Source organism: Streptomyces sp. NPDC048590 (genome assembly GCF_043199535.1).
In the GTDB taxonomy this organism is placed as follows: Bacteria; Actinomycetota; Actinomycetes; order Streptomycetales; family Streptomycetaceae; genus Streptomyces.
On the sequence record NZ_JBICWC010000018.1, the window covers coordinates 1 to 22,394 of the forward strand.

The 22,394-nt window shown below is 71.0% G+C and carries 21 protein-coding genes and 3 tRNA genes; 9 read left to right on the plus strand and 15 right to left on the minus strand.

All coding sequences use genetic code 11. The annotated features are described in order from the left end of the window. Nucleotides 1–158 precede the first annotated feature (158 nt). Complete coding sequence (locus ACGFNN_RS33545) at nucleotides 159–1,622, plus strand: sulfatase (protein WP_393561686.1); 1,464 nt, start codon at nucleotides 159–161, stop codon at nucleotides 1,620–1,622. Nucleotides 1,623–1,664: 42 nt separating this feature from the next. Here ACGFNN_RS33545 and ACGFNN_RS33550 read toward each other — a convergent pair whose 3' ends face one another. The 7 genes from ACGFNN_RS33550 to purS all read right to left on the minus strand — a co-directional run bounded on the left by ACGFNN_RS33550 (nucleotide 1,665) and on the right by purS (nucleotide 7,710). Beyond that, a complete protein-coding gene (locus tag ACGFNN_RS33550) occupies nucleotides 1,665–2,135 on the minus strand; it encodes an META domain-containing protein (RefSeq protein WP_393561688.1) in 471 nt (156 codons plus the stop codon). Nucleotides 2,136–2,187: 52 nt separating this feature from the next. After that, nucleotides 2,188–2,991 (minus strand): sterol carrier family protein, encoded by an 804-nt coding sequence (locus ACGFNN_RS33555; protein WP_393561690.1) that lies wholly within the window; start codon nucleotides 2,989–2,991, stop codon nucleotides 2,188–2,190. 10 nt (nucleotides 2,992–3,001) lie between these two features. Next, on the minus strand, nucleotides 3,002–3,844 hold the full coding sequence (locus ACGFNN_RS33560) for a M23 family metallopeptidase (protein ID WP_393561692.1): 843 nt from the start codon (nucleotides 3,842–3,844) through the stop codon (nucleotides 3,002–3,004). Between the two features lie 52 nt (nucleotides 3,845–3,896). Next, nucleotides 3,897–4,433 (minus strand): ArsR/SmtB family transcription factor, encoded by a 537-nt coding sequence (locus tag ACGFNN_RS33565; RefSeq protein WP_393561694.1) that lies wholly within the window; start codon nucleotides 4,431–4,433, stop codon nucleotides 3,897–3,899. Between the two features lie 102 nt (nucleotides 4,434–4,535). Then, complete coding sequence (purL, locus tag ACGFNN_RS33570; RefSeq protein ID WP_393561696.1) at nucleotides 4,536–6,785, minus strand: phosphoribosylformylglycinamidine synthase subunit PurL; 2,250 nt, start codon at nucleotides 6,783–6,785, stop codon at nucleotides 4,536–4,538. Continuing rightward, on the minus strand, nucleotides 6,782–7,462 hold the full coding sequence (gene purQ / locus ACGFNN_RS33575) for a phosphoribosylformylglycinamidine synthase subunit PurQ (protein WP_362551673.1): 681 nt from the start codon (nucleotides 7,460–7,462) through the stop codon (nucleotides 6,782–6,784). Before purQ ends, purL begins: the two co-directional genes overlap by 4 nt. Continuing rightward, nucleotides 7,459–7,710 (minus strand): phosphoribosylformylglycinamidine synthase subunit PurS, encoded by a 252-nt coding sequence (purS, locus tag ACGFNN_RS33580; protein ID WP_033296931.1) that lies wholly within the window; start codon nucleotides 7,708–7,710, stop codon nucleotides 7,459–7,461. The genes purQ and purS overlap by 4 nt, the downstream gene beginning before the upstream one ends. Nucleotides 7,711–8,097: 387 nt before the next feature. On the opposite strand from purS, the gene ACGFNN_RS33585 reads away from it, so the two are divergent. The 8 genes from ACGFNN_RS33585 (at nucleotide 8,098) to ACGFNN_RS33620 (ending at nucleotide 12,830) form a co-directional block, all read left to right on the plus strand. Continuing rightward, on the plus strand, nucleotides 8,098–8,433 hold the full coding sequence (locus ACGFNN_RS33585; protein ID WP_393561698.1) for an Lsr2 family protein: 336 nt from the start codon (nucleotides 8,098–8,100) through the stop codon (nucleotides 8,431–8,433). A 140-nt stretch (nucleotides 8,434–8,573) separates the two neighbouring features. Beyond that, nucleotides 8,574–8,645: transfer RNA gene (locus ACGFNN_RS33590), tRNA-Gly, on the plus strand. A gap of 79 nt (nucleotides 8,646–8,724) precedes the next feature. Further along, nucleotides 8,725–8,797, plus strand: a tRNA-Gly gene (locus ACGFNN_RS33595). 144 nt (nucleotides 8,798–8,941) lie between these two features. Then, nucleotides 8,942–9,973 (plus strand): ABC transporter ATP-binding protein, encoded by a 1,032-nt coding sequence (locus tag ACGFNN_RS33600; protein ID WP_393561700.1) that lies wholly within the window; start codon nucleotides 8,942–8,944, stop codon nucleotides 9,971–9,973. Continuing rightward, on the plus strand, nucleotides 9,970–10,803 hold the full coding sequence (locus tag ACGFNN_RS33605; RefSeq protein WP_393561702.1) for an ABC transporter permease: 834 nt from the start codon (nucleotides 9,970–9,972) through the stop codon (nucleotides 10,801–10,803). The genes ACGFNN_RS33600 and ACGFNN_RS33605 overlap by 4 nt, the downstream gene beginning before the upstream one ends. A 19-nt stretch (nucleotides 10,804–10,822) precedes the next feature. After that, nucleotides 10,823–12,118 carry a sensor histidine kinase gene (locus ACGFNN_RS33610; protein WP_393561703.1) on the plus strand — a complete coding sequence of 432 codons (1,296 nt, stop codon included), beginning with the start codon at nucleotides 10,823–10,825 and terminating at the stop codon, nucleotides 12,116–12,118. Next, on the plus strand, nucleotides 12,115–12,735 hold the full coding sequence (locus ACGFNN_RS33615; RefSeq protein ID WP_393561705.1) for a response regulator: 621 nt from the start codon (nucleotides 12,115–12,117) through the stop codon (nucleotides 12,733–12,735). The genes ACGFNN_RS33610 and ACGFNN_RS33615 overlap by 4 nt, the downstream gene beginning before the upstream one ends. Nucleotides 12,736–12,757: 22 nt before the next feature. Continuing rightward, nucleotides 12,758–12,830, plus strand: a tRNA-Gly gene (locus ACGFNN_RS33620). A 43-nt stretch (nucleotides 12,831–12,873) separates the two neighbouring features. Here ACGFNN_RS33620 and ACGFNN_RS33625 read toward each other — a convergent pair. The 8 genes from ACGFNN_RS33625 to ACGFNN_RS33660 all read right to left on the minus strand — a co-directional run bounded on the left by ACGFNN_RS33625 (nucleotide 12,874) and on the right by ACGFNN_RS33660 (nucleotide 22,189). Then, complete coding sequence (locus ACGFNN_RS33625; protein WP_393561707.1) at nucleotides 12,874–13,800, minus strand: phosphoribosylaminoimidazolesuccinocarboxamide synthase; 927 nt, start codon at nucleotides 13,798–13,800, stop codon at nucleotides 12,874–12,876. Between the two features lie 114 nt (nucleotides 13,801–13,914). Next, nucleotides 13,915–15,096: an ABC transporter permease gene (locus tag ACGFNN_RS33630; protein WP_393561778.1), complete on the minus strand. Its 1,182-nt coding sequence runs from the start codon at nucleotides 15,094–15,096 to the stop codon at nucleotides 13,915–13,917. Nucleotides 15,097–15,185: 89 nt separating this feature from the next. Next, nucleotides 15,186–15,908, minus strand: a complete 723-nt coding sequence (locus ACGFNN_RS33635; protein ID WP_393561709.1) for an ABC transporter ATP-binding protein — start codon at nucleotides 15,906–15,908, stop codon at nucleotides 15,186–15,188. After that, nucleotides 15,905–17,284: a peptidoglycan-binding protein gene (locus ACGFNN_RS33640; protein WP_393561711.1), complete on the minus strand. Its 1,380-nt coding sequence runs from the start codon at nucleotides 17,282–17,284 to the stop codon at nucleotides 15,905–15,907. Before ACGFNN_RS33640 ends, ACGFNN_RS33635 begins: the two co-directional genes overlap by 4 nt. Before the next feature lie 25 nt (nucleotides 17,285–17,309). Then, complete coding sequence (locus tag ACGFNN_RS33645; RefSeq protein WP_393561713.1) at nucleotides 17,310–18,272, minus strand: hypothetical protein; 963 nt, start codon at nucleotides 18,270–18,272, stop codon at nucleotides 17,310–17,312. Between the two features lie 3 nt (nucleotides 18,273–18,275). Then, nucleotides 18,276–18,500 (minus strand): hypothetical protein, encoded by a 225-nt coding sequence (locus tag ACGFNN_RS33650; RefSeq protein ID WP_393561715.1) that lies wholly within the window; start codon nucleotides 18,498–18,500, stop codon nucleotides 18,276–18,278. Between the two features lie 189 nt (nucleotides 18,501–18,689). Next, nucleotides 18,690–20,153 carry a N,N-dimethylformamidase beta subunit family domain-containing protein gene (locus tag ACGFNN_RS33655; protein WP_393561717.1) on the minus strand — a complete coding sequence of 488 codons (1,464 nt, stop codon included), beginning with the start codon at nucleotides 20,151–20,153 and terminating at the stop codon, nucleotides 18,690–18,692. 332 nt (nucleotides 20,154–20,485) lie between these two features. Further along, nucleotides 20,486–22,189, minus strand: coding sequence for a hypothetical protein (locus ACGFNN_RS33660; protein ID WP_393561719.1), 1,704 nt, complete (start codon nucleotides 22,187–22,189; stop codon nucleotides 20,486–20,488). Nucleotides 22,190–22,394: the final 205 nt, after the last annotated feature.

Sequence of the window (22,394 nt, forward strand, 5' to 3'; positions counted from 1 at the left end):
CACCCCGTGTTTATTTCGCCTTTTTTACCCCTTTCCCCCCCCCCCCCCCCACCCGCCCCCCCCCCCCCCCCCGCCCCCCCCCCCCGGCGCCCCCCCCCCCCCCCCCCCCCCCCCCCCCCCCCCCTCGCGCCCTGGCCGAGGCATGCCCAGGAGACCTCATGACCTCCCGCAATTCGAACATTCGTTCTGACGGATCGTCCGGTGCGCCCCTGAGCCGTCGCGCGTTCACCACCGCCGTGGGCGCGACCGCCGCGACCGCCGCCGTAGGCGTCCAGACCGCGGGTCCCGCGTCCGCGGCCCCGGCGAACGGGACCACGGGCACCCACGAGCGCCCCTTCCGCGCCGCACGCGGCAGACACTCCCGCCGGCCCAACATCCTCTTCATCCTCGGCGACGACCTCGGCTGGGCCGACCTCTCCTCGTACGGGGCTCCGCACATCCGCACCCCGCACCTGGACGAGCTGGCCCGGCAGGGCGTGCGGTTCACGGACGCCTACTCCGGATCGGCCACCTGCTCCCCCACCCGCTTCAGCCTCTACACCGGGCGCTACCCGGGGCGGACCAAGGGAGGACTGGCGGAGCCGATCGCGAACAAGTCCGCGGGGCTGGAGCCCACGCACCCCACGCTCGCGTCCCTGCTGAGGGGCGCCGGTTACGCGACCGCGCTCATCGGCAAGTGGCACTGCGGCTACCTGCCCGACTACAGCCCCACCAAGTCGGGCTGGGACGAGTTCTTCGGCAACTTCGGCGGGGCGCTGGAGTACTACTCCAAGCTAGGTCTGGGCGGCGAGTACGACCTGTACGAGGGCGACGCCGAGTACAAGGACCTGCGCTACTACACGCGGATCCTGACGGAGCGGGCGAGCGAGTACGTGCAGCGCGATCACGACAAGCCGTGGCTGCTCAACCTGAACTTCACCACCCCGCACTGGCCGTGGATCGCCGACGGGGACACCGAGGCGAGCGCCGAGATCGTCCGCCGGATCAAGGCCGGGGACCCGTCCGCGCTGTGGCACGCCGACGGAGGGTCGGTCGAGAAGTACAAGGAGATGGTCGAGGACCTGGACCGCTCGGTGGGGCAGGTCCTGAAGGCGCTGAAGCGCTCGGGGCAGGAGGAGGACACCCTGGTCTTCTTCGCGAGCGACAACGGGGGCGAGCGGTTCTCCTACAACTGGCCGCTCTCCGGCAACAAGAGCTCGCTCCAGGAGGGCGGGATCCGGGTCCCCTCGGTGCTGCGCTGGCCGGCCCGGATCGACGGCCATCAGGTCAGCGACGTCCCCGTCTACTCACCCGACTGGACGGCGACCCTGCTGGAGCTCGGCGGTGCCCGGCCCGACCCCGCGTACCCGCTGGACGGCGTCAGCCTCGCCGGGTACCTGCTGCGGGACGAGGCGCCGAAGGAACGCGATCTGTTCTGGCGGGTGCGCGGGGAGCGCGCCCTGCGGCGCGGTGACTGGAAGTACTACCGGGGGAAGGGCGGCGCCGACCAGCTCTTCAACCTGGCCGACGACCGGCGCGAGCAAGCGGACCGGGCGACGGCCGAACCGGAGCGACTGGCCTCGCTGCGGGCCTCGTGGGAGCGGACGAACTCCGGACTGCTCCCCTATCCGACGGCTTCCTGAGCCCCTCCCCGTCCCACGGGCCCCCGGCCGCGTGGGACGGGGTCAGCCTGCGGCCGGGGCCGTCGCGCGCAGCCCCTTGCCGTCCTCCGCCTCGACGGACAGCGAGTTCTGCTCGATCGCGTAGCGCGTCGTGCCCTTGAGCACTCCGAGCAGCGCCCGCTCCACCTCCATCTCGGGGCCCGGGCACATCTTCTTGGTGGAGACGAGCGGACCGAAGGTGATGCCGGCGCCGGAGACCTCGGCGGTGCCGTGGAAGGAGTTGCAGCCGAGGCTGCCCTGCACCGAACCGTCCTCGCCGAAGGTGAGACGCGCCTTCTCCTCCGCGCCCGCCGGTGCGGGCGTACGTTTCCCGTCGGTGGTCAGGGCGGACACCGTCCACCTGACATCGGTCAGGGCCGGCTCGGTCCGTACGGTGCCGCTGCCGCCCTCGGAGTCGTCCCCGGATCCCGTTCCGGAACTCGTCTCCGTACCGCAGGCGGCAAGGGTGAGGAGGGTCAGGACGCTGACTGCCACACGTTGTGTACGCATGCGGATGGGACGGACCGGGTGGCCGATCCGGTTCCCCTCAGCCCATGAGCGGGAGCAGCGGGGCGAGATCGGCCCGCTCCCCGCTCGCGCTGACCTGCGCGGCGTCGAGCGCCTCCGCCCACCCCGTACGTCCGGTGGCCAGCCGGATCCAGGTGAGCGGGTCCGTCTCCACGACGTTGGGCGGGGTGCCACGGGTATGCCTGGGGCCGCCGATGCACTGGACGACGGCGAAGGGCGGGACACGCACCTCGACGGCCCCGCCGGGCGCCCGGTCCGCGAGCGCGTCGGCGAGCAGCCTGGTACAGGCGGCGAGCGCCTGCCGGTCGTACGGGATACCGAGGCCCGTCGCCCGGTTCAGATCGTCGGTGTGGACGACGAGTTCGACGGTACGGGTGACCAGGAAGTCGCCCAGCCGCATCGTGCCCGCCCGGGTGGACACCAGCCGGTCGGCCGCGGCCGTGACAGGCACCAGTTCCTCGAACCTGGCCGTCGTCTCCTCGTACAGCGCGTCGAGTCCGGGGTGGTCCGCCGCGAGCGAACGGGTGTGCGCGGCGATGTCATCGGCGCTTCCTCCGGTGGAGAACGGCCACTCCAGGAGGGTGAGCCGGGGCGCCGGTCCGCCGGCCGGTTCCGGCAGTTCCATCGACCGGCTGACCCGCTCCGGCGCCATGGTGATGTGGGCCGCGAGCTCCCGCACGCTCCACTCCCCGAGGCCCGGCAGAGCCAGCTGCTCCGCTGTCAGTGCCCTTACGGCCGACCGGACGTGGCCGAACTGGGCGAGGACCGCGGTCCTGGTACGGGACAGGTCGTAGGCGCGGGGGCGTTTCTTGGCCGGTGGCATGGAGGCGAGACTAACCGGCCCGTCCGACAGCCCCCTCCGCCATGAACACCTCGCCGTTCGCCGGTACGCCGATCCCCCGCCAGCTGAACGGGATTCCACGGGCCCTCTCCAGCTCCGGGCGGTCCATCAGCTGGAAGTGCACATGCGGCTCGGTGGAGTTGCCGGAGTTCCCGCAGCGGGCGAGCCGCTGCCCCGCCCGGACGGTGTCGCCTGCGCGCACCTCTATGGAGCCGTTCTGGAGGTGGGCGTAGGCCGCGTACGTACCGTCGCCGAGGTCGAGCACGATGCGGTTTCCGAAGACCCGGTGCGCGCCCGCCAGTCCGCGCAGCTCACCTTCGGCGAGCAGCAGATACGCGAGGCCCGGCAGGGAGTTCCGGGTGAGATGGTCGCGCTGACTGTCGTCGGTGGTGACGACCGTCGCGTCCGCGACCGCGACCACGGGTGCGCCGAAGGCGGGGAAGACCTGAGGCCGCCGGGCGAGGGGCCACAGCCAGGCGAAGCGGGGCCTCTCGGCTGCCGCTGTCCCCGTGCCCCCTTCCGCCACGATGTCGATCGCCCACGTCTGCCCGAAGGTGTGGAGTCCGTGGCTCGGCACCCGGTCGGACGGGCTGTTCAACGCGGACCAGCGCCCGGCCACCGGTGGCAGCACCTCCACGGGTTCGCGGGGAGCGGCCTTGAGGTCACGATCGGCCAGCCTGCCCCCCACGGCCCCCGTCGCCCAGGCGAGCACGACCGGGAGGAAGACCAGCCACGACGGGAACGGGTACTCGACGAAGAGACCGATGACGACGAGTGCGAAGAAGGTGAGGAGAAGCACTCGCGTGAGCAACCCGGGCCACCTGCGTGCGGACATGTCGGTCTCCTCCTCGTCGTGTCTCCGGGTCTCTCCCGGAGGCTGCCGTCTCTCAGGGCCGAGCCGCCGCGAGCACCACCAGGAGCGGCACCACCCGGGCGCCGGGCACCTCGTAGCGCCCGCGTTCCTTGGTGTGGAGCCAGCCGGCGCCGGTCAGCAGGCGCAGATGGTGGTAGATCTGGCCGGTCGTGCCCGTGTCGTCCAGCTCAGCCAGCTCGGCTGCCGTACGGCGGCCGGCGAGGATCTCGCGCAGCAGCCGCAGCCTCACCGGATGACCGAGCGCGGCCAGGGGTTCGGCGGCCTCCGCCCAGTCGGGCCGGTTCTCTTCCGTGGTCCCCAGCAGCCCGCTGGTGAGCACGCCGTACTGCCACTCGTACCGCTCACCGGCCGGCAGCTTCACCGCGCCCGTGAAGAGCACCCCGCCGTCCGCGGCGGCCTCCCCCGCTTCGTCGAGCTGCTCCTTCAGCCCGTGCAGCGCCCAGAAGTCCCCGGCGTCCAGCTCGAGCCTCGCGCCTCCGGCTTCCGCGGCGGCCGACTCCAGCGCCGCGAGGCGGCGCTCCAGGTCGGCGACCCGGTCTTCGAGCTCCATGGCATCCACCTTACGTAATTACGTAATTTTAATCAACAGGTCTCGGGAACGCAGGAGCCCCCGCCCGGTCGACCCGGGCGGGGGCTCCTGAACAGGTGGAACTCAGGCGAAGAGGCCCTTGAGGGTCCCCTCGTGCGCCGTACGCAGCTCGCTCAGCGGGATGCTGAACTCGCCCTGGATCTCGATCTCCTCGCCGTCGACGACACCGATCCGGGCGACGGGCAGACCCCGCGCACCGCACATGTCGTTGAAGCGGAGCTCCTCGCTGCGCGGAACGGACACGACCGCGCGGCCGGCCGACTCCGAGAACAGGAAGGTGAACGCGTCCAGCCCGTCCGGCACGACCAGCCGGGCACCCTTCCCGCCGCGCAGGCAGGACTCGGTGACCGCCTGGATCAGGCCGCCGTCGGAGAGGTCGTGCGCCGCGTCGATCATGCCGTCGCGGGAGGCCGAGATGAGGATCTCGGCGAGCAGCTTCTCGCGGCCCAGGTCCACCTTGGGCGGCATGCCGCCGAGGTGGTTGTGGACGACGTCGGACCAGGCCGAGCCGCCGAACTCCTCGGCGGTGTCGCCCAGGAGGTACAGCAGCTGCCCCTCCTCCGCGAACGCGACGGGCGTACGCCGGTTGACGTCGTCGATCACACCGAGGACGGCCACGACGGGCGTCGGGTGGATCGCCGTCTCACCGGTCTGGTTGTACAGCGAGACGTTGCCGCCGGTGACCGGCGTACCGAGCTCCAGGCAGCCGTCCGCGAGACCACGGGTGGCCTCGGCGAACTGCCACATGACGTCCGGGTCCTCGGGCGAACCGAAGTTGAGGCAGTCCGAGATGGCGAGCGGCTTGGCGCCGGACGCCGCGACGTTGCGGTAGGACTCGGCCAGCGCGAGCTGGGCGCCCGTGTAGGGGTCCAGCTTGGCGTAACGGCCGTTGCCGTCGGTCGCCATGGCCACGCCCAGGTTCGACTGCTCGTCGATCCGGACCATGCCGGCGTCCTCGGGCATCGCCAGCACGGTGTTGCCCTGGACGAAGCGGTCGTACTGGTCGGTGATCCAGGACTTCGACGCCTGGTTCGGGGAGCCGACCAGCTTGAGGACCTGCTCGCGCAGCTCGGCGCCGTTCGCCGGGCGGGCCAGCTTCGCGGCGTCGTCGGCCTGCAGCGCGTCCTGCCAGGAGGGGCGGGCGAACGGCCGGTGGTAGGTCGGACCCTCGTGGGCCACGGACCGCGGCGGCACGTCCACGATCTGCTCGCCGTGCCAGAAGATCTCGAGCTGCGAGCCCTCGGTCACCTCACCGATCACGGTGGCGATGACGTCCCACTTCTCGCAGATCTCCAGGAAGCGGTCCACGTGCTGCGGCTCGACGATCGCGCACATGCGCTCCTGCGACTCGCTCATGAGGATTTCCTCGGGCGAGAGGGAGGAGTCGCGCAGCGGCACCGTGTCCAGCTCGACGCGCATACCGCCGGAGCCCGCGGAGGCCAGCTCGCTCGTGGCGCAGGAGAGCCCGGCGCCGCCGAGGTCCTGGATGCCCGCGACGAGCTTCTCCTTGAAGATCTCCAGGGTGCACTCGATGAGGAGCTTCTCCTGGAACGGGTCGCCCACCTGTACGGCGGGGCGCTTCGCGGGGCCGGTCGACTCGAAGGTCTCCGAGGCGAGCACGGAGACACCGCCGATGCCGTCGCCGCCGGTGCGGGCACCGTAGAGGATCACCTTGTTGCCGGGGCCGGAGGCCTTGGCGAGGTGGATGTCCTCGTGCTTCATCACGCCGATGCAGCCGGCGTTGACGAGGGGGTTGCCCTGGTAGCAGGGGTCGAAGACGACCTCGCCGCCGATGTTCGGCAGCCCGAGGCAGTTGCCGTAGCCGCCGATGCCCGCGACGACGCCGGGCAGCACGCGCCGGGTGTCGGGGTGGTCCGCCGCGCCGAAGCGCAGGGGGTCGACGACCGCGACCGGGCGGGCGCCCATGGCGAGGATGTCGCGGACGATGCCGCCGACCCCGGTCGCCGCGCCCTGGTAGGGCTCGATGTACGAGGGGTGGTTGTGCGACTCGACCTTGAAGGTGACCGCGTAGCCCTGGCCGACGTCGACCACACCGGCGTTCTCGCCGATGCCGACGAGCATCGCGTCGTTGGCGGGGACCTTCTCGCCGAACTGCTTGAGGTGGACCTTGCTGCTCTTGTACGAGCAGTGCTCGGACCACATCACGGAGTACATGGCGAGCTCGGCGCCGGTGGGACGGCGGCCCAGGATCTCGCGGATCCGGGCGTACTCGTCCTCCTTGAGGCCGAGCTCCTTCCAGGGCTGTCCGGCGTCCGGGGTTTCGGCCGCGTGCTTGACCGTGTCCAGGCTCATGCGTTGACCAGCTTCTTGATGATCGAGGTGAAGAAACCGAGGCCGTCGGTGCGACCGGTGCCGATCAGCGGCTCGACGGCGTGCTCCGGGTGCGGCATCAGACCGACGACGTTGCCCGCCGCGTTGGTGATGCCGGCGATGTCACGGAGCGAGCCGTTGGGGTTGCCGTCCAGGTAGCGGAAGGCGACGCGCCCCTCGGCCTCCAGCTCGTCGAGCGTGCGCTCGTCGGCGGTGTACCGGCCGTCCATGTTCTTCAGCGGTACGGAGATCTCCTGGCCGGCCGTGTAGTCCGAGGTCCAGGCCGTCTCCGCGTTCTCCACCCGCAGCTTCTGGTCGCGGCAGATGAAGTGGAGGTGGTTGTTGCGCAGCATCGCGCCGGGCAGCAGGTGCGCCTCGGTCAGGACCTGGAAGCCGTTGCAGATGCCGAGGACCGGCATTCCGGCCTTCGCCTGCGCGATGACGGTCTCCATCACCGGCGAGAAACGCGAGATGGCGCCGGCGCGCAGATAGTCGCCGTAGCTGAATCCGCCCGCCAGGATGACCGCGTCAACCTGGTGGAGGTCCTTGTCGCGGTGCCAGAGCGATACGGGCTCCGCGCCCGCGATCCGCACGGCCCGCAGACCGTCCTGGTCGTCGAGCGTGCCGGGAAAAGTGACGACTCCGATACGAGTGGTCACTTCTCCTCCTCCACCTTCACGGTGAAGTCCTCGATGACTGTGTTGGCCAGGAACGTCTCGGCCATCTCGTTGATACGGGCGAGGGCGGCGTCGTCGACCGGCCCCTCGACCTCGAGCTCGAAACGCTTCCCCTGACGAACGTCCGCGATTCCGTCGAAGCCGAGACGAGGCAGCGCGCGCTGCACAGCCTGTCCCTGCGGGTCGAGGATCTCCGGCTTGAGCATGACGTCGACTACGACGCGTGCCACTGGCACTCCCGGTGGTGTGGTGCGGCTGTGTCTCCGATGGGGTTCCCCAGACCCCCACGGGTCCACTCAGCGTACCTGGCCAGAAATTCTACGCGGGTAGATATGCACTTCCCCAGATCACGGCGAGATATCGGCCCGCGCCAACCCCGGCAGAAAGTCCGCGAAAGAATCTTCACGTGGATTGACCGGTCCGGACGGCCGGGCAACACGCGGACGCAATTGGGCGGACTTCACAATGCGGCGCCTTCCGCTGTACAAATGAATACCGGGGAAAGCGTGATTGCCCCGGAACTGTCGACGCAAGTCGACCCCTATCCGCCCCGCCTCCACAAGGCCGGCATCAGCGCACGTCAGGTGCGAAGACGCCGTAGGAAAGGACCGGCATCCGTGGCTCAGCGCATCGTGGTCACACTCTCCGACGACATCGACGGCGGAGAAGCGGCGGAAACGGTTTCCTTCGCCTTGGACGGGAAGTCGTACGAGATCGACCTCAATCCCGCCAATGCGGAGAAACTACGTAAGACACTTGCCCCGTACGTCAGCGCCGGCCGAAAGCAGGCGAATAGCGGCAAGCGCGGCAAGGCTCCGGCGGCGTACCACCACACCTCGCTCGCGCCCGACCCCGCGGCGGTGCGCGCGTGGGCCCGCTCGCACCGGATGGAGGTGCCGGCCCGCGGCCGGATCCCGAAGAAGGTCTACGAGGCGTTCGCGGCGTCCAGTTGAGGCCGCTGTCCGGAATGTTCCATTCCGGTCCGACCCCCGGCGACTCCCCGGGGAGCCGACTTGCACAACACCCCTGCAGGTCGGCTAGAGTCTGGAGCACGCCGAAGGGCAAGGCCGAAAAGCCGAACCCCCAGCAGCGTGCGGGTGTAGTTCAGTAGTAGAACATCCCCCTTCCAGGGGGAAGGCGCAGTGTGCAATTCCTGTCACCCGCTCTGCATCGCCTTACCGGATCACTCAGTGGATCAGGTAGAGTGGTGAGCGCTCCACCGGTGAAAGCCGAGTGGCAGCAATGCGGACGTAGCTCAGTTGGTAGAGCGCAACCTTGCCAAGGTTGAGGTCGCCAGTTCGAACCTGGTCGTCCGCTCTTGATTCAAAGGCCCCGGTCGATTCCGACCGGGGCCTTTGTTCGTCGCCCTCCACCCTCGCCGCAAAACCTCATGACGTTTGTCATGAGGAGTGGTGACAGCGCGCACTGCTCTTCGGCATCTCCCGCCGGAAAGCTGGAAGCATGACCAGCGACGACATTCCCAGCGGCCGTGCGAACGGCCCCGTGATCGAGGTGGACGGAGTCCACCGGCGTTACGCCGGCGGCTTCGAGGCGGTGTCCGGGATCTCCTTCTCCGTGGCCCGCGGTGAACTCTTCGCCCTGCTCGGGACGAACGGCGCGGGCAAGACCTCCACCGTGGAACTGCTGGAGGGTCTGGCGCTCCCGACGTCTGGAAGCGTGAGGATCCTCGGCCACGATCCGTACCGCGAACGCGCCGCCGTCCGGCCCCGGACCGGGGTGATGCTCCAGGAAGGCGGCTTCCCCTCCGACCTGACCGTCCTGGAGACCGCGCGGATGTGGTCCGCGTGCACCACCGGCGCTCGCCCCGCGGCCGAGTCCCTGGAGATCGTCGGCCTCACCGGCCGTACGGGGGTACGGGTCAAGCAGCTGTCCGGCGGGGAGAAGCGCCGCCTGGACCTGGCGCTCGCGCTGTCCTCCCGCCCGGAGGTGCTCTTCCTCGACGAGCCGACGACGGGGCTGGACGCGGAAGGCCGGCGGGACACCTGGGAACTGATCCGGGCTCTCCGCGACGGCGGCACGACCGTCCTGCTGACGACGCACTACCTGGAGGAGGCCGAGGCGCTCGCGGACCGGCTGGCGATCATGCACCAGGGGCGGATCGTGACGGCCGGGACGACCACCGAGGTCACCGCCTCCCAGCCCGCCAGGATCAGGTTCACCTTGCCCGACGACGTGCCGGCGGGGCACCTTCCGCTCTCCCTGCGGGCGGGCGGAGAAGGGCAGCGGATCGAGATCCGTACCACCGAGCTCCAGGAGGCGCTGCACGAACTCCTGGGCTGGGCGAGGGAGTCGGGCGTACAGCTGCTCGGGCTCGACGCCCGCTCCGCCTCACTGGAGGAAGCCTTCCTCCGGATCGCGAACACCCAGCTCCGCTCCCGCGCCGACGACCCGCGGCAGACGGGGTCCGGGCGCGCCGGGACCGGCGCACCCGCGGAGGGCACCCGGAACGACACGAAGAAGGTGACGGCATGACCACGCCCACCGTCCTCCCGGACGACCGCACCGCTCCCGGCCGCTCCACCGCACCCGCGTCGAAGGCCTCCGCCTCCGCCCGGCGGCTGACCGCTCTCGCCAGGGCGGAGCTTGTGCTGCTCATCCGCAACCGGTCGGCGATCTTCATGGCACTGGTGCTTCCGGTCGTCATGGTCTTCTCGATCCGGGCCTCCCTGAAGCAGGTCGACCTCTCAGGCACCGGGCTCTCCATCGCCGGCGCCGCCCTGACCGGCGGTATCGGCATCGTGCTCGTCCAGGTCGTCTACATGAACCTCGTGACCGGGTACGTCACCCGGCGCGAGGAGCTCGTCCTCAAGCGGCTGCGCACCGGGGAGATCACCGACCGGGAGATTCTGGCCGCCACCGCGGTGCCCTCGCTCGCTCTGGCGCTCCTGCAGTGCGTGCTGCTGGTCGTGGCCGGCGCGATCGCCTTCGATCTGACGGCCCCCAAGCATCCCGCGCTGTTCCTGGTGGGTCTGGTGGTGGGCCTGCTGATGATGTCCGCCCTTGCGGCCGCGACCTCCGCGATGACCCGCACGGTCCAGACCTCGCAGCTCACCACGTTGCCGCTGTTCTTCGTCTCGCTGTTCGGCTCCGGGATCTTCGTCCCGCTGGACGTCTTCCCGGACAAGCTGGCCTCGGTGCTCGAACTGCTGCCTCTGACGGGTGTGATGACCCTCGTGCGGCACGGCTGGCTGGGCGGGGCGGAGGGCGGCGAACTGCTGACGGCCGCCGCGGCGGCGCTGGCCTGGACCGCCTTCGCGGTGTTTGCTGTGCAGCGGTGGTTCCGCTGGGACCCGCGCGGCTGACGTGAGAGGGCTGAGGGGCGTGATCGGTCGGGTACGGGCCTGGAGAAACGACTGGCACGGGCGCAGCAAGCTGCAGCGCATCGACCTCTACACCCGGGCGACCCTCTACTCCCTGGTCTGGATCTTCACCCTCTCCTGGGGGCTGCTGCCACTACGCACGACCCTGGACAGAGGGGCGGGGGCAGCGGTACTCGGCGGGGCGTTCCTCGCCGCCAACGTCGTCCAGTCCGTACTGAGCAACCGCAATCTGGCTCCGGCCTTGGCGCACTACCGCGGGACCGGTCCGTTCCCGATGCGGCGGTTGCGGCTGCCCGTCGCGGTACAGGTGGTACTGACCTGCCTCCTCGTGGCCCTCGCGGCGGTCGGCGCCGTCGAGGACGGCGGGCTGGGGCTGCTGGTGCTGAACCTGCCCGTGGCCTTCGCCATCCCGTGCACCGTGCTCGTACCGGTGCGGACGTATCTGCTCCGGGCCGGTGCCTATGCCGCGGCCGTCGTGGCGCTCCTGGCGGCTGTGGGGGTACCGGGCGGGTTGTTGCTCGGGGTGATGATCACGATTCTCTTCGGCCTCCTGTTGGTCCTCCTGTCGGCCAGACCCAGCATCTGGAGCCTGACCGTGATGTGGCAGGCCGAGGAGGCCCGGCACATGCAGGCCCGGCTGGCGGTGGCGGAGGAGCGCCTGCGGTTCGGCCGGGACATGCACGACGTGCTGGGCCGGAACCTCTCGGTGATCGCGCTCAAGAGCGAGCTGGCCGTGGAGCTGGCCCAGCGCGGCAACCCGGCGGCGGTGGACCAGATGATCGAGGTGCAGCGGATCGCGCGGGCCTCCCAGCAGGAGGTCCGCGACGTCGTACGGGGCTACCGCGAGGCGGACCTGCCCACCGAACTCATGGGAGCGCGGGGCGTGTTGCAGGCCGCCGGCATCGCCGTCACGGTCGAGGGCGCCGACGGCCCCGCGGGCATCGGGGCCCCGGCCGCCGTACAGGCCGCGCTCGGCTGGGTGGTGCGTGAGACGGCGACGAACGTGCTGCGCCACGGCGATCCGAGCCACTGCTGGATCCGGCTTTCCCACACCCGGGACGCGGTCGTGCTGGAGGTGGAGAACGACGGGGCCGGCGGCGGTCCCGGCCCGGACGGCGGCAGCGGATCCGGCCTCGCCGGGCTGAGCGAACGGCTCGGCGGGATCGGCGGCTCGGTCAGCGCCGGCCCCGCCGGGGACGACCGCTTCCGGGTGACGGCCACGGTCCCGCTCGACGCACCCGCCCCCGACGCCCCTTCGGGGCTCACCGACCCCACCGACCACACGGAGGAACGATGACCGGCGCCCAGCCGCTGAGAGTCCTGCTCGCCGACGACGAGCACCTGATCCGCGGGGCGCTCGCCGCGCTGCTCGCCCTGGAGGAGGACCTCGTCGTGGTCGCGGAGGCGGCGAGCGGCCCCGAGGCCCTGGCGATGGCACTGGCGCACCGGCCGGACGTGGCTGTCCTGGATCTCCAGATGCCGGGCGCCGACGGTGTGAAGGTCGCCACATCCCTGCGGGACGAACTACCGGGGTGCCGCACCATGATCGTGACCGGTCACGGCCGCCCCGGACACCTGAAACGGGCCCTGGCGGCCGGGGTGCGGGGGTTCGTACCCAAGACGGTCAGCGCCCGGAAGCTGGCCGAGATCATCCGCACCGTGCACGCCGGAAACCGTTACGTGGACCCGGAGTTGGCGGCCGACGCGATCTCCGCGGGTGACTCCCCGCTGACCGCGCGCGAGGCCGAGCTCCTCGAACTGGCGGCGGACGGCGCGTCGATCGCGGAGATCGCGGAGCGGGCGTCGCTGTCTCAGGGGACGGTGCGCAACTACCTGTCGGCCGCCGTCTCCAAGGTGGGCGCCGAGAACCGTCATGCGGCGGTGTGGCTCGCACGGGAGAGAGGTTGGGTATAGTAGGCATCGCGTTACGGCGCACGCGGACGTAGCTCAGTTGGTAGAGCGCAACCTTGCCAAGGTTGAGGTCGCCAGTTCGAACCTGGTCGTCCGCTCAAGTGAGAAGGCCCCGGTCCTCAGGACCGGGGCCTTCCTGCGTCACATCCCCTGGGGCGGCCAGCTCAGGCCGGTCAGGAGCTCGTACGCCTCCAGGTACTTGGCCCGGGTCGCGTCGACGATCTCCTGCGGGAGCGCGGGGGGCGGCTGCTCGCTGCGGCGGTCCCAGCCGGAGGCCGGCGAGGTCAGCCAGTCCCGCACGAACTGCTTGTCGTAGGACGGCTGGGCGCCGCCCGGCTTCCAGGCGTCGGCCGGCCAGAAGCGTGAGGAGTCGGGGGTGAGCACCTCGTCCGCGAGGATCAGTTCCTCGCCGCCGTCCGCGGTCGGCGCGAAGCCGAACTCGAACTTCGTGTCGGCGAGGATGATCCCGCGCTCGCGGGCGATGTCCCGGGCGCGGCCGTAGACGTCGAGCGTGGTGCGGCGCAGCAGGGCGGCGGTCTCGGGGCCGACCTCGCGGGCGACCTCCTCGTAGCTGACGTTCTCGTCGTGATCGCCGACGGCGGCCTTGGTGGCCGGGGTGAAGATGGGCGCCGGGAGCTCGGAGCCGTCCACCAGGCCCTCGGGCAGACCGATCCCGCAGACCGTACGGGACGCGTCGTACTCGACCAGGCCGGAGCCCGTCAGATAGCCGCGAGCCACGCACTCGACCTGGACCATCCGCAGCGAGCGGCAGACCAGGGTGCGCCCGGCCCAGTCGTCGGGGGCCCCGGCGGGGAGCTCCGTCGACAGCACGTGGTTGGGGACGAGATCGGCGAGCTGGTCGAACCACCACAGCGAGAGCTGGGTGAGCACGCGCCCCTTGTCGGGGATCTCCGTGGGCAGGACCCAGTCGTACGCGGAGATGCGGTCGCTGGCGACCATCACGAGGTCGCCCGCCTCGTTCCGGTACAGGTCGCGCACCTTGCCGGTGTGCAGATGGGTGAGCCCCGGCACCTGCACAGGCTCGGGCTTTTCTACGAAACCGGACACGCTGCCTCCGCGTAGGTTGATCCAGGAGTCGTTCCGATTGTCGCGCATGCGTCGTGGTCACGCGGACACGGGTGCCCGGAGGGGGCCCGCCCCTGCCGCCGGCCGGCACGGCTCTCAGCGGCGCAGGGCCTCCGCGGGTTCGACCCGGCTGGCCCGCCAGGCCGGGTACGCACCGGCCAGCAGCCCCGTCATCAGCCCGATCAGGGGCGCCGCCACGAGCGTGGCCGGGTGGACCACCGGGGTCCACTGCCGTGCCACGGCGACGGACACGACGGTCAGCGCACCCGCCGCCGTCCCGACCAGGCCGCCCAGGACACCGAGGGCGGCGGACTCCGCGAGGAACTGGCCGGTGATGTGCCGCCCCCTCGCTCCCAGGGCACGGCGCAGCCCGATCTCCCCGGTCCGTTCGAGGACGGCCACCAGAGTCGTGTTCGCTATGCCCACCGCTCCGATGACCAGGCAGACGACGGCGAGCAGCAGGAAGAGCTGGTTCAGGTCGGCGCCGACCGTGGTGCGCAGTGTCTTGGGGTCCGGCGGTGGAACGGACTTGAAGCGGTCGGGATGTGCCGGGTCCAGGGCGAGCGGTGCCTCGTCGGCGATCTGTGCGGCCGCGCCGAGCTCGGTGGAGACGAGCATCCTGGCGGGCGCCTCGGCCCCAGGCTCCCCCCACGCCTCTTTCGCGGCGCTGCCCGGGATCACGACGGACAGGAGGAGATCCTCCTTGCGCCGCACCTCGGCGATGATGCCGATCACCGTGAAGGGCCGCTCCCCGATGAAGACGACGGGGCGGCTCTCCAGCGTGGTGATGCCCAGCCTCCTGGCCATACCGGAACCGACGACAGCCACGGGCACGGCGCCCCGTTCGTGGTAGTCGTCGTAGAGCCGCCCCGCCCGGAGAGTCGGCTTCACCGCCTCGAGGGCCCCCGGGGTCGCCGCCACGACCTGCGACTCCTGCTCGGTGACGGACGCGCCCACCGGTGACGAGCGCACGCTCTCGGAGTCGGTGAGTCCCACGGACCAGTACACACCGGCGTGCGTCACCCCGTTCAGCGCCTCGATCCGGTCCGCGGCATCGGACGGGAAGGACATGCCGGTGAAGGACCCGTCGGCGGCCCCGACGTCCTCCACCGTCACCTCGGTGGCGGTCAGTGCGTCGAAGCGGCTGTTGACCTGGGACGAGGTGGTCGCCGTCAGACCGAGCACGGCCACGAAGGCGCCGATTCCCAGCACCGTGCCGAGCGTGGTCAGGGCAGACCTGGCGGGGCGCTGGAGCATGCCGGCCACTGCCTCCGCCATCAGGTCGCGGAAGGCGAGACGCGACACGTCCGTCCCGCCCGCCCGGTCACGCCGCTTCCTACCTCTCCGTCCGGCACGCCGGTGGGCCGTCACGATGCCGTCCGGAGATCCGAGGCGGGGGAGCCCTCCGCGAGACGGCCGTCCCTGATGGAGAGGGTGCGGCCGCCTCTGTCCGCGACGGAGGGGTCGTGAGTGATGATCAGGATGGTCATGCCGTCCCTGTGCAGGCCGTCGAGGAGTTCCAGCACCGAGTCGGCCGTCGCGGTGTCGAGATTGCCGGTGGGCTCGTCGCACAGGAGCAGCGACGGACGTGCGACCAGGGCGCGGGCGATGGCCACACGCTGTCGCTCCCCGCCGGAGAGGGTGGTCGGGGTCGCGTCGATGCGGTGCCCCAACCCGACCCTCCGCAGCGCGTCGCGGGCCCGTCCGGGCCGCAGGCGGCGCGGCACGTTGTTGTAGACCATGGCGAGGACGACGTTCTCCAGAGCGCTGCGGTGCGGCAGCAGGTGGAACGACTGGAAGACGAAGCCGATCCTGGATCCCCGCAGTCCGGCTCGCCCGGCGTCGGAGAGGTCCGTGGTGTCGGCGCCGTCCAGGAGATAGCGCCCGCACGACGGCGCGTCGACCAGACCGGCGATGTTGAGGAACGTCGACTTCCCGGACCCGGAGGGGCCCGTGATCGTCACGTACTCACCGCGGTGGACGACCAGGTCGGTGGGTTGCAGGGCGGTCACCGGAGGCGGGCCCGGGTAGGTGAGCCCGACTCCACGGAAGTCGATGACCGGGGTGCCGTGCTCGGATCCGTTGCTCACTCAGGTGTGTCCTGCCCGGAGGGACCGCCGGAGTCCGTTCCGACTATCAGACGGTCGCCTTCGGCGAGCCTGGCGTTCCCGAGTGGCGTCACCTGCACGCTGCCGTCGCCCTCGAGCCCCGGTCGCACGCGCACGCGGCGGCGTTCCCCGTCATCGGCGAGGACGGTGACCACCGTGCTGCCGTCGTCGGCGGCCGAGACGGCCGAGAAGGGGACGACGAGGACCTTCTCGTCGGAACTCTTGATCTCGACCGTCAGACGGACCTCCTGCCCCACGAGTGAGGCGTCGATCCGCTCGTCCGCCTTCACGGTGAGGACCGCGAAGCCGTCGGCGGTGCCCCCACCCGTGCCTTCCCCTTCGGCCCTCTCGGGCGTGTCCTGCTCAGCGGCCTGTTCTCTCGTCCCTTCACCGACGGAGACGGTGGTGCCGGAGAACTCGTCGCCGGTCGCTTCCGCGAGGATGCTCACCTTCTGGCCGGGGCTGATCATCTTGCGCTGACTGGGGGTGAGCGAGCCTCGCACACCCAGGTCTCCGGACGAGAGCGACATGACGCTCCCGGGAGCCCGGTCACCGACACCGGCGGTCACCGTTTCCACGCGGGCCGGAAAGCGCTCCAGAAAGACGACCTCGGACGCCGGGAGCATGGCACCCGCCTGCAGTCGCGCGTCCGCCAGATGTTCCTCGGCCAGAGCCAGATCCTCCTCGGCCCGCGCCACCGCCGTCGCCCCACCCTTGCCGGCCCGAACGTCGTGAAGAGCTCGCTCGGCGTCGGTCACGCCCGTCTCGGCGGCCTCGACCTGGGACTCCCCGTCGTCCGCGACGGGGCGGGCGTCGTATCCGATCGACCGGTAGAAGGCGCTCAGCGCGGATTGGGTCCCCGCCCCGAAGTCTCCGGCAGAGTCCGTTCCGGAACCGAAGCCCTGCTTCGCCAGCGCTTTCTGCAACTGCGTCACATCCGCGCCCCGGGCCCCGGGCTTCAGGTCGCGGTACGCGGGAAGTCCACCGGGCAGGGCGAAGACCGGACGCCCGGAGATCTCGATCAGGACGCGCCCCGGCCCTGCCTTGTCGCCCACCCGCAGGGGCGTCCTGGTGATCAGCGGGCCGCTTCCCTCCACCGCGCCACCCACGGCGGACACCGTGACGGTCCGTTCGGCCGCCACCGTTCCTCGCACGACCAGCGAGGCACGCAGTTCGCGGTACTCGACCGCCGCGGTCAGCATGTCGGGCTCCGGTGGACCAGCGTCCGCCGCGGCCTGGGCAGGCGACTTGATCACCGTGGAAAGGGCGAATCCGACGCCCACCATCACGAGCGCGCCGACCACCACCGCGACGAGCAACCGCTTGTTGCGGACCAGCGCCGAATTTGATGAGCCCACCGGTGTTCCGGCAGGCTCGCCGCGGTCACCGTGCTTCGATCGCCTTGTTCGCATTCTCGATCCACCTGGCGGTCTTGTCCTTGGCACCTTGAAGAACTTCGGCACTGTCCTCGATCACACGCTTCTCGTGGACCGACAGCACCGCGATTCCGACGCCGAGGTAGTTGACCTTCTTCTTGCATCCCATGTCCGCGACCGCCACGGCGATCTCCTTCTCACCGGCCCGGGAGGCGTCCGCCCAGCGCTTGTCGTTCCGCGCGTCACTCGGACTGTCGTAGTCGTATCCCTGCTTCTTCATGCAGTCCGACCACTCCTCGCCGACCTCGGCGAAGCGGCTGTCCCCCTGCGTCCTGGCCATGGCCTTTCCCCGCGCTGCGGAAACGACGAGTTCGGCGTACCCCTCGCTGAATCCGTCCTCACCCGCACCCGCCGCCGATCCGTCCGGGAGCTTCACCTCCTGAGCCGTCCGGGCTCCCGCGGTGATGGTGCGCAGCGCCTGGCCCTCGCACCCGCCTTTCGGAACCTTGCGGCCGTTGTAGGCGGCGGTCTTGCCGGTCAGCAGCCCGCCCTGCGTCTCGGTCACGTTCTCGCCGTAGCGCGCGTCCGTATCGGATCCGTCGCCTTTCGGGTCCGGTGCGGGCTTGTACCCGTACTGCTCCGCCTGGACGAGCGGCCTGACGAGGAACTCGGTGTGCTCCAGGTACGGCTTGTCGGTGAAGCGCCCCAGCGGCTGGGGATTCTGGGCATATCCCAGATCCCGCATGCACGCGTTGACGAGGAGTACCCGCGCCTTCTTCAGCGTGTAGTTCTCCTCCGGCGTCGGGAGGTAGGCGTCTAGGGGAGTGACCACCTGTGCCGGATCGAGGTGGCCGGGAGTGGGCACGGATCCCAACTCCGGTTCCGTGCCCTCCCCTCCGGCCGATGAACAGGCGCACAACGCCAGAGCCATCAGCAGGGACGCCCCGGCGATGTGCGAACGTGCCGTCACTTCTCAGCACCCGGTCTTCCGGAACGAGGAGAACTCGTTCTTGTCGTCGTAGAAGGTCAGGTACGTGACGTTGCTGCCGTCGAAGTGGCTCGTACCGCCGTAACCGGCGTAGATGTTGCCCGCGTCCGTGCAGTCACCGTCACCGGCCGCCTGCGCGGTCGTCGTCAGTGGCGCCGCGAGAACGCAAACGGTGGCGCCGCTCGTCCCTGTAGATCTCTTGGGCTCCATCGGTTCACTTCTCCCGTACAACCCCGCGAGGCTGTGGAATCAGACAATCGGGTGGACCAGAGATCTCTCCCCTGGATGCCGCCGACCTGCATCAACACACGTACCGGCCAGGGCAGTTGAAAGGTACATGCGCACCTGTCGCCACGGCAAGATCTTGTGAACGGAGCGTGAAGGTACGGGACCGAACGCTCAGTCGCGCTTGCAGATCCGGTCGAGGAGATTGGCCGTGGCCCGCTGGACGCGCGGGTCGACGTGGCCGGGGCGGTCGAGCGCGGGGGACCAGGCGAAGGTGCCCGAGGCGAAGACGAGCGCACCCGAGGGTGCCCGGTACAGCGAGGTCTCCTGGTGCCGGGTGACACCGTCGACGGCCGTGTAGGGGGAGTGTGCGAGCAGCATCCGGCTGTCGTGCTCCGGCAGGGCGGTGCGCGGGAAGTAGCGGTCGGCCTCACCGGCCACCAGTCCGTCGATCTCGTCGCCCTCGGCCGCGCCGGTCGCCTCCCACAGCCAGTGCCCGGCGTTCCGTACGACCAGCGGGTGCGGTTCGGGGACGCGGCCCGCGTACTGGATGCCGAGGAGTTGCTGCTCGGACCGGTCCATCTCCCGCCAGAGAGCGGGCTTCCCCGGCCCCCTGCGCTTGCGGCAGGTGAGCAGCCGGTCGGGCGCACCGGAGGCGGACGGGCCGAGACCGACCTGCCAGTACATGGTGTTGGCCGAGAGGAAGACGAGCGAGGTCCCGACGTCCCGGGCGTTCTCGGCGGCGCGGCGCATCGGCACCGACCAGTACTCGTCGTGGCCCGGGAAGACCAGGCCGCGGTAGCGGCTGGGGTCGACGCGGCCGGCGTGCAGGTCGCGGGCGTCGGCGTACGCGAGGTCGTAGCCGTAACGCTCGGCCCAGCGGATGAAGTCGTAGGCGTGGCCGACGTGCAGGGGCAGACCCGCGCCGGCGTAGGGCCGGTCGAAGGAGAGCGTGACGGCGGCGTCCTCTTCGCCCAGCAACCGGCCCTGCTCGTCCCAGGCGTGGTACAGACTCGCGCCGGTACGGCCGTCCTCCGGGTAGAGGTTGTACGCCTGCCAGGTGACGTCGGGGAGCAGGAGCAGCAGATCCGCCGGGTGCTCGTCGCGCACCGTGAAGGGGACGTGCGAGCGGTGTCCGTCGGCGGTGGTGAGCACGGCGACATAGGCACCGACCGACCAGTAGCTGGGGATCTGCAGACGCCAGGAGAGCCACCAGTGATGGCAGGAGACCGTCCGCTCCGCGGTCAGCGGGGGCGGCTGGACGATGCCCGAGAGCCGGGGACTGGTGGTGATCTTGGCGGCGCCGTCACCGCCGTAGTGCCCGATGCGGTAGACGTCGACGGAGAACTGCTGTGGAGGGTCCACGGTGATGTGGAAATCGACGGCCTCACCGGGGGCCGCGGCACCCGAGGAGACGAAGCCCTTGATCTGCTGGTGCACGTCGTCCGCGGTGCGTGTACCGCCGCCCGCCCCGCCACGGCCGAGGTCCGGGTCCGCGTACCAGGGGACGACGTGGCCGGTGTCGTCGAAGTAGTTCTCACTGCCGCGCAGCCAGGGGAGGGGTCCCTGCCCGAAGGGGTCGCTCACGGCGTGCGCGAGGGCACCCGATTCCCATCGCCGGATCTGCTCCGCCCCCATCCCGCTCCCCTCCCTCATCCCCCGGAAACCCCTGGCGGCGCCGGACGCCGACGCCACCCCCAGCACATCACATGACGCATGCGCTCCGTCACCATTCGTCGCGAATTGATGTGAACGGCGCATGATCTTCCGCGCATTGACGGCGCATTTGGGAGATTTCGCCATTCAGGTGGACGAACGGCCGTCCAGGTACCCGGAGGCCTTCCGGGCCCGGAGCGGCGCCGTCCGGCCGTAGCCCGTCGCCTGCCCTGGGCGTCCGCCGTCGACTGTCGCAGGCGTCCGCCGTCGCCCCGGATGCGCGGCGTCCGCCCGCCGGGACGCGTTCGCTCTCGTCAGTCCAGGCGTACGGGCTTGTCGGTGCGCACTCCGACCGAGGTGAGCCAGGCGCGCAAGGGCTCGGCGTCGCCGTCCTCGACGAGGCTGAGCACCGGGGCGCCGAGGTCGGACCTGCGGCCGCCGTCGACCAGCAGCGCCGGGCCGTCGAGCCAGTCCAGGCCGGGCGCGGCACCCGCAGTGTCCACGGCAGCGCAGCAGACCATGGCTACGACGTGGTCGGTGAGCAGCTCGGTGCCCGTACGGGGCGGCTGGAGCGGGAACAGCGGCAGCGGCACGGGTCCCCAGAGGTCCAGGGGGTCTCCTGCGGGGAGGCTCGCACCGGTCCGGGGCCCCGGCGCCGCCGCCTCCTCGTCGCGGGCCACCGCGGCGCCGATACCCGCCGCCAGCACCTCGCTGTCGACGTCAGGGGCGGCGAGGTGGTCGATCACCCGCGCGAGGGTGGGAACCGCGGAGCCCCCGGTCCCAGGCACATCCCGTACGCCGACCGGCACGGTCCTGGCCACCCCCATGGCGTCGAGCACCCGGTGCAGCCGGGCGGCCTCCGCGCGCCACTTCCGGTCCACGACCTCCTCCGGGTACTGCTGCCAGTCGACGGGGGCCCAGCCAGGTCCCGGCTCCGCGGGGCCGCCGTGGAACAGCCGGGCCGCCAGCAGCGAGGCCGCCTCGTCGGCCGCGCCCGGCTCCTCGATCAGATCGCAGGCGGGGCGCTCGCCCAGCCGGGAGGTGAAGCCGTCGGCGAGCCGGTCGCGCCGGGAGAGCTCCGTCAACGCGGACACCACGCCCGCGTCCAGCCGGGAAGGCCAGCGCCCCATCCGCCAGGCCGGCAGCGCGACCCGGGTGAGCAGCCGGTCCCAGCCCGCGTACGCCAGACCCACCTGCTCCTGGGCGGTGATCCGGAGGCCGTAGTCCACGTCCTGGGCGCGTCCGGAGGCCGCCGCGGCCACGGCGCGCTCCATCTCCGCCGCGTGGCCTCGGCAGCCTCGCAGCAGCATCCTGGCGATCCAGCCGGTGAAGGCCGAGGAGACCCGGCGGACGGCTCCCTGACCGGGCAGCGCGGCATCGGCGACCGCGGCGTCGAGGCCGCGCACGAAGCGGCGGGCGGCGGCTATGTCGGGGTGTGCGGAGGGTCCCGTGCCCGCGACGACGGGGGCGAGGACGGCCCGCAGCTCGGCAACCCTCATCCACCACAGGAACGGGGAGCCGATGACGAGCACGGGCGCCTCGGGGGCTCCGCGCCCTCTTCGGGGGCCGGCGCCCTTGAGTACCTTCCCCGTCGGCTGGGCGGCGGGGTGCGTGCGGTCCTCCAGCCAGCTGTCGCAGTCCGGGGTCAGCGCTATCGCCGAGGGCGCGGGGACGTCGAGCCGGTCGGCGAGGTCCCGGACCAGCCGGTAGAGATCGGGGGCGGCCGCCTCGGTCAGAGGGACGGTCGGGCTGACCGCGGGCCTCGCGCGCGCCACCGCGAGGGCGACGGCCGCGGCGGTCAGCAGCACGACGACCGCGACCGCGGTCACCACCCAACTGACCGTGGACCACGCACCAGGGCCGATGTGGCCCTGGGCTCGCGCGACGAGCAGCACGACGGACGCGGCCGCCGGCAGGATCGCCAGAGCCGTCGCCCTGCTGCGGACGCGCAGCAGAGCCGCGGCTCCGTCCCGCGCTGCGTGCGCACCCAGCTCCTCAACCGAACCGGTACCGGACACGGCTGGACGTCACCCCCTCTGCCCCCGCGACGGTGTTGGTCACTCCCCCACTGTGGCACCCGTCACCGACATCGCAATGCCGGTGGGCCAAGTGCCGGAACGCTTGCGCCGCACCCTAGTTGGGGCCTCGGCGGGCGTCATCCGGATGGCCGAGCCGTCACCCGATGGAATGGCTTTGGTCAAAGCTGCTGACGTGCGGGCCGAC